The 13,293-nt window shown below is 71.5% G+C and carries 14 protein-coding genes; 5 read left to right on the top strand and 9 right to left on the bottom strand.

The window, feature by feature from the left end; genetic code table 11:
- The first annotated feature begins 8 nt into the window (after nucleotides 1–8).
- Nucleotides 9–1,049 carry an alpha/beta hydrolase gene (locus WA675_RS04855; protein ID WP_336082268.1) on the top strand — a complete coding sequence of 347 codons (1,041 nt, stop codon included), beginning with the start codon at nucleotides 9–11 and terminating at the stop codon, nucleotides 1,047–1,049.
- On the opposite strand, the gene WA675_RS04860 is transcribed toward WA675_RS04855, so the two are convergent.
- Genes WA675_RS04860 through WA675_RS04870 form a run of 3 tightly spaced genes read right to left on the bottom strand, consistent with a single transcriptional unit; the run spans nucleotide 1,050 to nucleotide 4,227 of the window.
- Nucleotides 1,050–1,931 (bottom strand): amidohydrolase family protein, encoded by an 882-nt coding sequence (locus WA675_RS04860; protein ID WP_336082269.1) that lies wholly within the window; start codon nucleotides 1,929–1,931, stop codon nucleotides 1,050–1,052. It lies immediately after the preceding gene.
- A complete protein-coding gene (locus WA675_RS04865; protein WP_336082271.1) occupies nucleotides 1,928–2,968 on the bottom strand; it encodes a nucleoside hydrolase in 1,041 nt (346 codons plus the stop codon). Before WA675_RS04865 ends, WA675_RS04860 begins: the two co-directional genes overlap by 4 nt.
- Nucleotides 2,969–3,012: 44 nt before the next feature.
- Nucleotides 3,013–4,227: an FAD-dependent monooxygenase gene (locus WA675_RS04870; RefSeq protein WP_336082272.1), complete on the bottom strand. Its 1,215-nt coding sequence runs from the start codon at nucleotides 4,225–4,227 to the stop codon at nucleotides 3,013–3,015.
- 106 nt (nucleotides 4,228–4,333) lie between these two features.
- Between WA675_RS04870 and WA675_RS04875 the strand changes: the two genes are divergently transcribed.
- A complete protein-coding gene (locus tag WA675_RS04875; protein WP_336082273.1) occupies nucleotides 4,334–4,900 on the top strand; it encodes a TetR family transcriptional regulator in 567 nt (188 codons plus the stop codon).
- A gap of 111 nt (nucleotides 4,901–5,011) precedes the next feature.
- Here WA675_RS04875 and WA675_RS04880 read toward each other — a convergent pair whose 3' ends face one another.
- Entirely contained in the window at nucleotides 5,012–6,400 is a 1,389-nt protein-coding gene (locus WA675_RS04880) for a CoA transferase (RefSeq protein ID WP_336082275.1), read from the bottom strand.
- 49 nt (nucleotides 6,401–6,449) lie between these two features.
- Here WA675_RS04880 and WA675_RS04885 point away from each other — a divergent pair, with 49 nt between their 5' ends.
- Nucleotides 6,450–7,196 carry a thioesterase II family protein gene (locus tag WA675_RS04885; RefSeq protein WP_336082276.1) on the top strand — a complete coding sequence of 249 codons (747 nt, stop codon included), beginning with the start codon at nucleotides 6,450–6,452 and terminating at the stop codon, nucleotides 7,194–7,196.
- On the opposite strand, the gene WA675_RS04890 is transcribed toward WA675_RS04885, so the two are convergent.
- Nucleotides 7,177–7,557, bottom strand: coding sequence for a DUF2784 domain-containing protein (locus WA675_RS04890; RefSeq protein WP_336082278.1), 381 nt, complete (start codon nucleotides 7,555–7,557; stop codon nucleotides 7,177–7,179). The two genes, WA675_RS04885 and WA675_RS04890, sit on opposite strands and share 20 nt — an antisense overlap.
- Before the next feature lie 74 nt (nucleotides 7,558–7,631).
- Nucleotides 7,632–9,062, bottom strand: a complete 1,431-nt coding sequence (locus WA675_RS04895) for an SDR family NAD(P)-dependent oxidoreductase (RefSeq protein ID WP_336082280.1) — start codon at nucleotides 9,060–9,062, stop codon at nucleotides 7,632–7,634.
- Between the two features lie 139 nt (nucleotides 9,063–9,201).
- On the opposite strand from WA675_RS04895, the gene WA675_RS04900 reads away from it, so the two are divergent.
- Entirely contained in the window at nucleotides 9,202–9,831 is a 630-nt protein-coding gene (locus WA675_RS04900) for a TetR/AcrR family transcriptional regulator (RefSeq protein WP_336082829.1), read from the top strand.
- Here the strand turns inward: WA675_RS04900 and WA675_RS04905 are convergent.
- Entirely contained in the window at nucleotides 9,828–10,190 is a 363-nt protein-coding gene (locus WA675_RS04905; protein WP_336082282.1) for a hypothetical protein, read from the bottom strand. The genes WA675_RS04900 and WA675_RS04905 overlap by 4 nt on opposite strands.
- A gap of 265 nt (nucleotides 10,191–10,455) precedes the next feature.
- On the opposite strand from WA675_RS04905, the gene WA675_RS04910 reads away from it, so the two are divergent.
- Nucleotides 10,456–11,163, top strand: a complete 708-nt coding sequence (locus tag WA675_RS04910; RefSeq protein ID WP_336082283.1) for a hypothetical protein — start codon at nucleotides 10,456–10,458, stop codon at nucleotides 11,161–11,163.
- Nucleotide 11,164: 1 nt separating this feature from the next.
- On the opposite strand, the gene ligD is transcribed toward WA675_RS04910, so the two are convergent.
- Together ligD and WA675_RS04920 are read right to left on the bottom strand one after the other, a co-directional pair.
- Nucleotides 11,165–12,166: a non-homologous end-joining DNA ligase gene (ligD, locus tag WA675_RS04915; protein ID WP_336082285.1), complete on the bottom strand. Its 1,002-nt coding sequence runs from the start codon at nucleotides 12,164–12,166 to the stop codon at nucleotides 11,165–11,167.
- Nucleotides 12,163–13,242 (bottom strand): ATP-dependent DNA ligase, encoded by a 1,080-nt coding sequence (locus WA675_RS04920; RefSeq protein ID WP_336082287.1) that lies wholly within the window; start codon nucleotides 13,240–13,242, stop codon nucleotides 12,163–12,165. The genes ligD and WA675_RS04920 overlap by 4 nt, the downstream gene beginning before the upstream one ends.
- Nucleotides 13,243–13,293: the final 51 nt, after the last annotated feature.

The raw sequence follows: 13,293 nt of genomic DNA on the forward strand, positions 1-13,293 counted from the left end.
TTCGATCGATGAGGTGCCGCAGCGCGGTGTCGGTGGTGGCAGCGGTGATGGTGGCGATGGGACCGGCGGTGGCCGGGTCCGCGCTGGCCGAAGGTCCGGGATCCGGTGTCACGGTGTCGAATCGGGCCGTCGCCGTCGACGGCTCCCGCGCCGAGGTGGTCTCGACCTCCGGCCGTCAGGTGACGGTGCGCATCCACTCGGCGGCCATGGGCCGCGACGTCTCGGTGAAGGTGCAGCGCCCCGCCGACACCTCCGTTCCGCGCCCCGCGCTGTACCTGGTCAACGGCGCGGGCGGCGGCGAGGACACCGCCACCTGGGAACACAACACCGACGTGGTCGACTTCCTGGCGGGCAAGAACGTGAATGTGGTGATGCCGATCGGCGGCGCCTGGAGCTACTACACCGACTGGCGCGAACCCGATCCCACACTCGGCGTGAACAAATGGCGCACCTTCTTCCTCGATGAACTCCCCGCCCTGATCGACGCCATGTTCCACACCACCGGCCGCAATGCCATCGCCGCCAACTCGATGACGGTCACCTCGGTGCTGCAGCTGGCCATCGCCAAACCCGGCCTGTTCCGCTCGGTCGCCGCCTACAGCGGCTGCGCCCAGATCAGCGACCCGGTGGGCAGGCAGTTCGTGAACGTGGTCGTCGGCACCGGCGGCGGCGACGCCTCCAATATGTACGGCCCGCCCGGCGATCCGGCCTGGGCCGCCAACGATCCGGTGGTCAATGCCGAGGGCCTGCGCGGCACCAAGCTCTACATCTCCAACGGCAACGGCCTGCCGGGCGAATACGACAAGCTCGGCGACCCGCACCTGATCACCTGGGGCCCGGTCGGTCTGGCCAATCAGATCGTGGTCGGCGGGGTGATCGAGGCCGCCACCAACTGGTGCACCCAGAACCTGCAGGACCGTCTCGCCGAACTCGACATCCCGGCCACCTTCGATCTGTCCACCCAGGGCACCCACTCCTGGGGCTACTGGCAGAAGGCCTTCAAGAACTCCTGGCCGCTGCTGGCCGAGGGCATGGGGATGCCCGCCTGATCAGTCCAGCGCGAACAGCCGCGCCGCATTGTCGTGGCACACTCCGCGCAGCCACTCCGGGCCGAGGTCCAGGCGTTCCAGCGCGGTGATCGCCTCGGCGTACGGGTAGGGGATGTTCGGGAAGTCGCTGCCGAACAGGATGCGGTCGCCGAAGCGGAGCAGCCGGTCGCGTTCGGCGGGCGGGAACGGCGCACCGCCCTCGCTGAAATCGGTCCACACCATGGTCGTATCGAGGAACAGGTCCGGGTACTGCTCGGCCAGGTCGAGGAACTCGGTGTACTCGGGCGTGCCCATGTGCGCGATGATCAGGCGCAGCGCCGGATGGCGGCGCAGCAGCTCGGCGATCGGGGCGGGACCGGTGAATTCGCCGGGCGCGGGCCCGGATCCGCAGTGGATGACGATGGGCGTGCGCGATGCGGCCAGGATCGCCCACACCGGATCGAGCAGCGGATCGAGCGGGGAGAACGCGCCCACCTGGATGTGCACCTTGAACACCCGCGCGCCCCGGTCCAGCGCCGCGCGGACATAGCCGGGCGCCGACGGCTCCGGATAGAACGTGGCCGTGTGCAGGCAGTCGGGGGTGCGGGCGGCGAACTCGGCGGTCCATTCGTTGAGCCAGGCGCCCATCTCGGGCTTGTGCGGGTAGACCAGCGAGGTGAACGCGCGAACCCCGAACTCGCGCAGTGTCTTCAGCCGGACCTGCTCGTCGTCGCGGTAGGTGATCGGCCAGGGCTTGCCGGTGAGCGGGCCCGCCGAGTCGAAGTAAGCCCACACCTTGCGCATCACCTGATCGGGCATGAAGTGGGTGTGTACGTCGACGATCGCGGGCAGGTCCAGGCGGCGCCGGAAGTCGGCGAGGTAGGTGGCGGTGTCGACGGTCATGCGGGCTCCTGGCTCAGGCGGCGGGCGAGCGCGCCGACGCGGGTGACGAGGCGGTCGAAGAAGACCGCGGGATCGGTGCCGATCACGATGTCGGCATTGGGTTCACGGCCCCACATGCCCGCCCAGTCGGCCACCGTGGTGGCGCGGGTGAGCGTGCCCGTCAGCTCGACGTCGACGGTCGCGGGGCGGGTCACGGCCAGGGCCGGGTCCAGCGCGACGGCGGCGGCGAACGGGTCGTGCATGTGCGCGAGATAGCCCAGGTCGTAGAGCTGGTGGAAGTCGAAGTAGAAGCGGACCGCGTCGGTGAGGTACCGGATGACGGGATCGCTTGCCGCCGAACGCCATCCGGGGTGGTGGCCGGGCCCGACCGGTTCGATCGGCGCGCTGCCCGCCGCGCGCGCCAGCGCCTCGAGGTGCGCGGGCCGCATCTCGATGGTCTCGGTGATGTCGAGGGCGCACACCAGCGGCCGCCGGTCCGCCGGTGCCGCGGAGAACGCGTCGAACACCTCCTTGGCGGCCTCGGGGTCGACGTGGATGTTCCACTCGTTGGTCGGGGTGGTGTTGCCGGGGTGGTTGAACGCGCCGCCCATGACGACCAGGCGGCGCAGCAGCCGGGGGAGGGCGGGTTCGAGGCGCAGGGCGAGCGCGAGATTGGTGAGCGGGCCGGTGCACAGCCCGATCACCTCGCCCGGCGCCGCGCGCACCTTCTCCACCCAGAGCTCGGCCGCGGTGCGCGCCGAGAGCGGACGCGCGGAGACGGGCAGTTCGGCGTAGCCCAGGCCCTGCGGGCCGTGCGTGTCCTCGGTGGTGCGCAGCGGGATCGCCAGGGGCTCGGCCGCGCCCAGGGCCACCTCGATCGGCGGTGCCCCGCCCAGATCCAGGATGGCCAGGGTGTTCGCCGCGACCTGTGCCGCGGGCACATTGCCCGCGGTCGCGGCGATCCCGGTGATCCGCGCCTCGGGTGAGGCCAGCAGGTACAGCACGGCCAGGGAATCATCGATCCCGGTGTCGACGTCGAGGAAGATCTGCTGGGGCACGCACCGAGGGTAACCGGGCGTGCCCGGCTCCCCGCTCGGGGTGATCAGTAGGTGGGCAGGGTGAACTCCTCGGTGTGGCCGAAGAAGATCTTCTTGGTCAGCGGACGCATCGGGCGCGACATCATGATCCGCACATTGACCTTCGCCAGCGCGGCCATCACCCGGGTGTTGGGCAGCATGGTCTTCATGCTGCCGCCCGGGATCTGCTTGGCCTTGTCCAGGAACGGGGTGATCACGTCCTGGTAGCGCCGCTGCGCTCCGGCGAGATCGTCGGGGGTGGCGGCGATCTCGGCGGCCAGCACGTAGGCGCCGACGAGTGCCATGGCCGTGCCCATGCCGGTCAGCGGCGAACCGCAGTAGCCCGCGTCGCCGATGAGGGTGACCCGCCCGATCGACAGCTCCGGCACGTCGACCCGGGCGACCTCGTCGAAGTAGAAGTCGGTGGCCGAGTCCATCGCCGCCAGGATCTCCGGCGCGCGCCAGCCCGCGTCGGCCAGCCGGGCGCGCAGCAGCGCCTGCTGCGCCTCGGGGTCGCGGCGCAGGGCCGGGTCGACCTCGGCGCGCACGGTCAGGATCGCCTTGCTGGTGGCCGGATCACCGTCGGGCCGGATGCCGACCATGGTGCCGGGCAGCATCCGCATGTGGAACCAGCCCGGCTCGATGTCGTCGGGGCTGGGCATGGTGAAGAACGCGCCGTACCCGCCGAGGTTGGTGCTGAACTGCTCCTCGGGACCGAAGACGAGCCTGCGGGTGGCCGAGTGCACGCCGTCGGCGCCGATCACCAGGTCGAAGCGTTCGGTGCTGCCGCCCGCGAAGGTGACGGTGGCGCCGGTGCCGTCCTGGTCGATGCGCTCGATCCACTCGCCGTAGCGGTAGTCGAGCAGGCCGGTGTCGGCGGCGGCCACCGCGTCGAGGAGGACCTGGTTGAGGTCGCCGCGGGTGATCTCGATATCGGCCACGATCCCCGCGCCGTCGAAGTCCTCCATGGCCATCCGCGCGTAGGGCTCGCCGTCGGCGCCGATGTAGGACATGCCGCGCTCGTCGAGCTGGTGCTTCGCGATCCCGGGCAGCAGCCCCATCCGCTCGGCGGCGTCCTTGCTGGGCCCGCGCAGGTCGACCGCCTGGCCACCCGGGCGGGGGGCGGTGGCCCGCTCCACCAACGTGGTGCGGATTCCGCTGCGCAGCAACTGGAGTGCGGCCGCGTTGCCCGCGATCCCGCCGCCAGCGACCAGAACGTGCGGGGAGGTGGTGGAGGCCATGATGTGGTTCCTATCTGACGAACGAATGTCTTAGACATATGTCTAACACGGCGATGGCACATATGTCTAGAACAAATGTCTAAGACGGTCGGGTAGGGTGACGCTCATGGGCAATCGAGAAGATCTCCTGGCCGGTGCGCGCAAAGTGATCCTGGAGCGCGGTGTCGCCAAGGCGACCGCGCGCGATATCGCCGCGGCCGCGGGCGTGAGCCTGGCCGCCATCGGCTATCACTTCGGGTCCAAGGACCGCCTGGTCACCGAGGCGCTGGCGGACGCGCTCGGCACGGCCATGGGCGACGGGATGGACGCGCTCATCGCCGCCGGTGCCGGGCAGGCGCCGCTGGCCGGATTCGCCCAGCTGTGGAACGGGATGCCGGAGGTGTTCGCGAACAATCACGAGGCGATGCTGGCCAGCCTGGAGAACATCGTGCGGATCGTGCGCTCGGCGGAGGCGCGGGCCCAGCTGGGCGATCAGCTCGGCGGCGCGGTGGCCGACATCGCCGCCTCGGTGCGGGCCGCGCATCCCGAACTCGACGAGAACCAGGCAACCGCCATCGGCAGGCTGTATTTCGCGCTGGTGCAGGGGCTGGGCGTGCTGTGGCTGCTGACACCGGGGGAGGGACCCGACGGCGATGAGCTGGCTACGGCGGTCCGGGCGCTCGCGGGGACCTGAGCGGGTCGGGCGCACGCTCACCCAGCATGCGCGAGTCCGATCGGGGCGGCCGACACGGGTTGTTCCGTGCGCGGCTGGCACGGGCCGTGGCAGTACCGACGCGGCAGCCGATCAGTGCCGGAGGCTCGCGGCGTCGATCCAGAACGGCTGCGCGGATCCGTAAGGCGGTGCGGGCCATCGGTAATCGTCGTAGCCGACCAGCGCGGGTGCCGCTGTCGTCGTCGCTCCGTGGGAGACGGTCGCGGCCGGGCTCGGCGCGGCCGGTTCCGGATGCCCGGGATCGCGTCCGCCCGCGGCCAGCAGCCAGGACGCGGTGCGGGCCAGCGAGACCCGGACCGTGCGGCCGAGACCGTCCCCGGCGCGCGCGGCCAGCGCGTCGATCACGCCCGCGGCGAGCAGATACCCGGAGCCGTGGTCGAGGGCCTGCGCGGGCAGCGCGCCTGGACGATCGGCGCTCCCCTCCAGGAGCGAGATGCCGGACGCGGCTTGGACGATGCTGTCGAACCCGCGCCGATCACCCCACGGTCCCGTGGTGCCCCACGCCGAGACCGAGGCCTCGATGAGGTCGGGGCACCCGACCGTGCGGACGCCCGCCGCCGCGAGCGCGCCCGGACGGTATCCGGTGACCAGCACATCGGCAGCGTCGAGCAGGGTCTCGAAACTCGCGAGATCGGTGCGCAGGTCCAGCAGGGTCGACCGTTTGCCCTGGCAGGTGTCGAGGAACTGCCAGTCGATCTCGGGGAGCCGGGGCGGATCGACGCGCAGCACATCGGCGCCGAGCAGCGCCAGGGTGCGGGTGGCGACCGGTCCCGCGAGGACGCGCGTCAGATCGAGGACACGCAGACCACGCAGCGGCGCGGGCGAGCTCGGCGCGTGCCGTTCGGGCCAGGTGATCGGCGGGTCGCCTGCGGCACGCGGTCGCGTCGCCGCATGGTCGCGGCGGTCGACCGTGACGAGCGGGCCCGCGGCGGCTGCCCGGCCCATCGGGCTCCCGGCCCATTCGGCCTCGGTGCGCACGCGCACCGCGATAGCACCGGCCGGTGCCGCGGCCGTCTCGATGTCGGCCGCCGCGGTCGTGCGCAGCCGCGCGCGGACCTGCTCCGCGGTCGCGTCGGCGGGAAGATCGAGGACCGCGGCCAGCCGGTCCCGGTGGTGGGGATAGTTGGCATGGGTGCGCACCCAGCCGTCCGCGGTCGGGAAGAAGCCGGACAGCGCGGCGAAGACCTGGGGCGCGGCGTCATGATGCCGCATCAGCCGCTCGCTCGCGAACGCCGCGGCGATCCGGTCGGGATCGAGGCGAATCGGCACGTCCGGCACACCGCGTGTCGCACGCAACCGGTTGGCCGCGGCCTGCACCGCGCCGACCGAGCCCGCGGCCAGCGCCCACACCGGTAGCGTGGCGGCCAGCCGGGCACCGGGATCGGGCTCGTCGGCCAGCGCCGACGTGGGCACGCCCAGCCCGGCCTCGTAGGCGTGCAGAAGCTCTCGCGCGGCGGTCACCTCGACCAGCCTAGCGACCGCGACAACGGAACAGGAGGGTGAGGTGGGCGTGAATACCGCTGCCACGGAATGGGTTCGGGTACTGCGGCCGGAACCGGCGCCGCACCGGCGACTGGTGTGTTTCCCGCCGGGTGGCGCCTCGGCCCCGTTCTACCGGACGCTGGGCAGGCACATCGGGCCGGGCATCGAGGTCAGCGCCGTGCAGTACCCGGGCCGCCAGGACCGCCTCGGCGACCCGTTCGTCACCGACCTGCACCTGCTGGCCGACCGGATCGCCGCCGACATCCTCGGCCAGCCGGGCCCGGCCCGCGTGCTGTTCGGACACAGCATGGGCGCCACCGTGGCCTACGAGACCGCGCGCCGCCTCGACGCGGCAGGCCAGCCGATCCGCGCGCTGATCGTCTCCGGCCGCCCCGATCCCTCCTTCGCTGAGACCGGCAGCCTGCACCGCGGCACCGACACCGCGTTGATCGACGACCTCGAACGGCTGGCCGCCGACCCGGCCTCGGTCGGTGTGCTGCGCACCGAACCGGGCCTGGCCGAACTGGTGCTGCCCGCCCTGCGCGCCGACTACCAGGCGGTGGAGACCTACCGGCAGCAGCCGGGTCCGGTGTTGCGCTGCCCGGTCGTCGCGCTGGTCGGCACCGAGGACCCGACCACCACGGTGGCCCAGGCCGAGCAGTGGCGCGCGGTCACCGACGGCGATTTCACGGTGCGTACCTTCCCGGGCGGGCACTTCTACCTCGATGAGCAGCCCGCCGCCGTGGCCGCGGAGATCACACGGCACCTGAGCTGAGGTGGCGATGCCGGTGGTGCAGGCGGACATAGCCGATCCAGGACGCCAGCACCGCCGTCGCCGCGAGCAACCGGACCAGACCGAGCGCGCTGTCGGGATAGATCACCCCGGTCAGATAGTGGTCGATGAACCCGGTGGGCGGCAGTTCGGCCACCGCCGCCTGCCTGCGCGCCCAGTTCTCGGCATGGGTCAGCGGGCAGTCGAAGCCGATCAGAATCGTGCCGAACCCCCAGGCCACCGCGATCACATGCGCGCCGATGGTGCGCGGCCACCGCCACGCCAGAAAACCACCGGCGACCACGTACGCGATGAACGCGACGTGGGTGACGGCGATCAGATCGGCCAACACCCGGTACGGCACGTGTTCAGGATATGTGCCGCGTCACCGACCGGAATCATGATCGACATTCCGGTTCGGCATCGCTTGGATCGCGCTCACCAGGGGGAAGGACGGTAGTCCTTGAGGAAGCAGCCGTACAGGTCGACCCCGTTCTCGCCCTGCACGATCGGGTCGTAGACCCGGGCCGCGCCGTCGACGAGGTCGAGCGGGGCGTGGAAGCCCTCCTCGGCCAGGCGGATCTTGGTGTAGTGCGGGCGTTCGTCGGTGATCCAGCCGGTGTCGACGGCGGTCATCAGGATCGAGTCGGTCTCGAACATCTCCAGCGCGCTGGTGCGGGTGAGCATGTTCAGCGCGGCCTTGGCCATATTGGTGTGCGGGTGCCCCGGACCCTTGTAGCCGCGGCCGAACTGACCCTCCATGGCCGAGACGTTCACCACATACTTGCGCCTGCCCGCCGCCGCGGCCATCGCGGGGCGCAGCCGCGACACCAGCAGGAACGGCGCGACCGAGTTGCACAGCTGCACCTCGAGCAGTTCGGTGGCTTCCACCTCGCCGACGGTCTGCACCCAGCTGTTGGTGTGCGCCAGATCGGGGACCAGCCCGCCCGCGTCGATCGCCACTCCGTTCGCGATGCGCTCGGGCGTCGCCGAGCCCGCGACCAGGGCGAGTTCGGCCACGTCGGCGGCCGACAGCGACGGCGTCAGCGACGCGGTGAGCGCGGTCGGATGCGCCTGCATGGTCTTGCCGAAGGTGACCATCTCCGGCAGCGCGCCCGCGGGCAGCGGCGCGGTCTCGGCGTCGACCAGGGCGCTGTAGGCGCCCACCGAACGGCGCACGGTCTGGGCGGCGTTGTTGATCAGGATATCCAGGGGGCCCTGGGCGGCGACGTCGTCGGCCAGGGCGACCACCTGCGCGGGATCACGCAGGTCGATGCCGACGATGCGCAGCCGGTGCAGCCAGTCGGCGCTGTCCTCCATGGCGGTGAAGCGGCGGATCGCGTCGTTGGGGAAGCGGGTGGTGATGGTGGTGTGCGCGCCGTCGCGCAGCAGGCGCAGGGCGATGTACATGCCGATCTTGGCGCGACCGCCGGTGAGCAGCGCGCGCTTACCGGACAGGTCGGTACTCGCGTCGCGCTTGGCGTGGCTGGCGGCGGCGCAGTCCGGGCAGAGCTGGTGGTAGAAGGCGTCGACCTGGGTGTAGCGCTGCTTGCAGATATAGCAGGGCCGCGCCTTGAGCAGCGTGCCCGCGCTGGCGCCGCTGGTGGCCGAGCTGATCGGGATGCCCGCGGTCTCGTCATCGATGCGCTGCGGCGAGCCGGTCGCGGTGGCCGCGATCACGGCCCGGTCTGCACTGGCCACCTGCTCGCGCGCCTCGACGCGGCGGCGCTGCTTGAGCTTCTTGAACATGTGCCCGACGGCGCGCTGCACCGCGATCGAGTCGGGGTGCTCCTTCTCCAGGCGCCCGGCCTGCTCCAGCACCCGCAAACAGGTCGCCAACTCGTCCGGATCGATCGTCTTCTCGGTCATCGGGGACTGCGGCATTCCTTCGTGCGGGGGCGTGGGCGCCCTCTATTGTCGCATTGGCCGCGTGCCGTACCCGCTGGGTATCGTGGTCTGCCGCCGCCGCGACCCCGCGGCACCCCGACGAACGCGACGGAGCAGCCCGATTTCCCCGCTGGATACCGACACCGCAGACGCGCCACGCAGGCGCAGGCTCGAACCCGACGAGCGCCGCGCGCAGATCCTGGCCTGTGCCATCGACATGTTCGGGGAGCGCCCGTACGCGGCGGTGTCGACCGCGGAACTGGCCCAGCGCGCCGGGGTCGCGCGCGGCCTGATCAACCACTATTTCGGCAACAAGCGCGACCTGTACCTGGCGGTGGTGCGTCGCATGGTGACCCTGCCGCGCGCGGAGAAGGTGTCCATCCCGGAGGGCACCCCGCGCGAACGGGTCGACGCGATCGTGGGCTGGCTGCTCGACACCATCGCCGAGCACGGCAGCACCTGGGTGAAGGTCACCAGTCACGAGGGCGTGGGCGACGACCCCGAGGTCCAGCAGATCCTCGACCAGGCCGACGACGCCGCCGCCGAACGCATGCTGATGATGCTCGGGCACGCGGATCTGGCAGACGATGCACGGTTGCGCGCGCTGATCCTCGCCTACGCGGGCATGGTGAAGGTGGCGGGCCGGGAGTGGATCACCCGCGGCAGCCTGACCAGGGACCAGGTGCACCGGCTGCTGGCCGACACCCTGCTCACCGTGATGACCGAGACGATGCCGCGCGTGCGCGGCTAGCGGCCGATGCCCCGCACCCGCGGGTGCGCGGGCATGGCGATCTCGCGCGCGCTGTAGCGCTGCGGCCCGAGATGGCCGGGCGCGTGCCCGCTGCGGCCGTAGGCCAGCTCGATCTGCTGTTCGCGCCGGTGCTCGAACAGCAGCGCGGCCGCCCCGCCGAGCAGGAACACCGCGGTGCCGATCGCGCCGAGCACCGCCCAGCCGGTATTGCCGGAGCCCGCGGCGACCAGCGTGCAGGCCAGGCCCACGATGCCGATCGCGCAGGCGATGATCCCGGGGACGTTGTAGTCGTCGGCGAGCAGGTCGCCCGCCTGGGCGTGCCAGACCCGCCGGTCTGCCGAAGTGGTGCTACCGGACATCGGGCCCTCCTCGCGAGCTCGGGATGCGCGCTGTGGTCCCCCTGATGACCAGCATGGACCCGGACCGGCTGGTCAGGCAAAGGTGTTTGCCGCTTCGTTACCCGTGCCGACGCCCCCGTAACCGGGGGCGGGGTCGCGCGGACACATTTGCCGGTTGTGCTGAACCGCTGCCCCGGAGTCCTTATCCTCGTCGCGTAACCCGGCGTCGCGAGCGGGCTCGTTCGCGTGTCCGGGGGCAGATTTCGACACGAGGGACCCGGGGTTGATGGCACGGTACGAGCAATGGGACGACGACCCCGAGGAGGATGTGGACGATCGCCGGTGGAACGGCCAGCGCTGGCCGCACGCGAGCACCGACGACGGCCACGGGGGACGCCAGGCTGAACTGCCGCGGGTGAACCCGTACGCCATGGTGGCGCTGGCGGCGGCCCTGGTGCTGCTGTTCCCGATCGCGATCGTGTTCGGGCTGCTCTCGTTCGGGCATCCGCGCGGACGCGGGATCGCCGTGCTGGCGCTGCTGCTCGGCGTCGCCGAGGTCGCCGCGGCCGCGGCGGTGGGGATGGCGCTGGTCGGCGGCTTCGACGTGACCCTGCCGACGCTCGCGCAGGACTCCACCACGACCGCGCCCACCCCCGTGGTGTCGGCGCACGGCACACCCGAGGCGACCGGGGTGGTCCCCGCGGCGAGCTCCAGCCCGAGCCCGGCGCCGGGCGCGGTGGTCATGAAGGGCACGCCGTGCGCGGCCGAGCAGGCCGGGCTGATCGGGGTGGCCGCCGACGGCGCGACCCTGCTGTGCCTGCGCACCGCGGACGCCTACGGCTGGTCGGGCCCGTTCCGGGTCTCCGGTTCCACCTACGAGACGGGCGCGAGCTGCGATCCGTCGGTGGACAAGTCGGGCCGCACCGCGGGCGATATCGCGCTGGTGTGCGAGGGCAAGGGCAGCACCGGCAGCTGGGTGCCCTGGACCGAGTAGTTCAGTCGGACTTCTTGGCCCGGCTCGGCTGGACCCGTGGCGGCTCGTTGGGCATCTTCGGATACTGCGGCGGCCAGGGCGCGTCCATCAGCCCGGCGGCCAGGTCGCGTTCGGACATGGCCAGCAGCGGTTCGATCGACTGCGGGGTGCGGTCGGCCCACGGGTCGCCGTGCTCGGCGAGCCGGGCGGGCACCGTGGCCAGGGTGAGTTCGTCGGGGACGACGGTGTCGAGCTCGGCCCAGTCGATCGGCGTGGAGACCTGCCCGCCGACCTTGGGGCGCACCGACCACGCCCCGAACACGGTCTTGTGCGGGGCGTTCTGGTTGAAGTCGACGAACACCCGCGAGCCGCGTTCCTCCTTCCACCACTGCGCGGTGATCTCCTCGGGATAGCGGCGCTCGAGCTCGCGGGCCATGGCGACCGCCGCGGCGCGCACCTCGTAGCCGTCCCAGCGCGGTTCGAGCGCGGCGTAGATGTGCAGGCCGCGCGAGCCCGAGGTCTTGACCCGGCAGTCGATGCCCAGTTCGGTCAGCAGCTCGCGGGTGCGGACCGCGGCGCGGCGCAGGTCGTCGAAACCGATGCCGGGCGAGGGATCCAGGTCGATCCGCAGTTCGTCGGCGATCCGCAGATCGGGAACGTGGTTGGGCCACACGTGGAAACCGAGGCAGCCCTGGTTCACCGCCCACAGGATGTGCGCGAGATCGTGCGCGACCAGGGCGTCGCTGGTGGTGCCGTTGGGCGTGGACACCTCCACCGTCCGCAGCCAGTCCGGCGCCGATTTCGGCACCCGCTTCTGGAACCAGGACTTGCCCGAGGCGCCGTCGGGATAGCGCTCCAGCAGCAGCGGCCGGTCGCCGATCACGCGCAGCAGCGGTTCGGCGACGGCCTGGTAGTAGCGCACCAGATCGAGCTTGGTCTCGCCGCGCTTGCTGAAGTACACCTTGTCCGGATGACTGATCGACAGCGTCTGCCCGTCGACCTCGAGCTCGGCCGCCGCGCTCATCGGTGCGCCCCGAAGATGGCGTCGAGTTCGGCGGGGGCGACCTCGTCGAGCTGGGCGTAGGTGCACGACTCCGGGGTGCGGTCGGTGCGGAAGCGCACCAGCCTGCCGCCGTGCCGGAACCGCCCGGACTGCACGTGCTCGTAGCGCACCTCGGCCACCAGTTCCGGCCGCAACGCCACCCACGACAGATCTTTGCCGCCGGTCCAGCGGCTCACCCCGCCGGGCATCTTGCCGCCTGCCTCGGCCTGGGCCATCGCGTCCGCCCAGTCACGCCACGGGTGATCGTCCAGCGCGTTCTCTCGTAACGGCGCGAGCTCGCCGAGCAGTTCGCGCCTGCGCGCGGCGGTGAAGCTCGACGCCACGCCCACGTGATGCAGGTTCCCCTCGTCGTCGAAGAGCCCGAGCAACAGCGAACCCACCCCTTCTCCGTCCTTGTGCACGCGGTACCCGGCGACCACGCAGTCGGCGGTGCGCTCGTGCTTGATCTTGAGCATCACCCGCTTGTCCTGCAGGTAGGGCAGGTCGTCGGCCTTGGCCATCACCCCGTCGAAACCGGCGCCCTCGAACCGGGTGAACCAGTCCTGCGCGATATCGGGGTCGTGGGTGATCGGTGTCAGGTGGATGCGGCCGGGCGCGGCGTCGAGCAGCGATTCCAGGGCGCGGCGGCGTTCGGTGAACGGGGCGCCGGTGAGATCGCGGTCGTCGAGGGCGAGCAGGTCGAAGGCGACGAAGCTGGCCGGGGTCTCGGCGGCCAGCTTGCGCACCCGCGAGGCCGCCGGGTGCAGCCGCTGCTGCAGGGTGTCGAAGTCCAGGCCCTGATCGGTGACCACCACGATCTCGCCGTCCACCACACACCGCGGCGGCAGCGCGGCCTGCAGTAGCTCGGCCAGTTCGGGGAAGTACCGGGTCAGCGGGCGGTCGTTGCGCGAGCCGAGCTCGATCTCGTCCCCGTCGCGGAACACGATGCACCGGAACCCGTCCCATTTGGGCTCATAGCTCAGGCCGGGATCGCGGGGCAGCGACGGCGTGGATTTGGCCAGCATGGGGCGCACTGGCGGCGGCACCGGTAGATCCATCGATTCTCCTCGCGGGTGGGTTCACCCGTGTCGACGATGCGAGCACGCCCG

Source organism: Nocardia sp. SSK8, assembly GCF_037034205.1.
Classification (GTDB): Bacteria; Actinomycetota; Actinomycetes; order Mycobacteriales; family Mycobacteriaceae; genus Nocardia.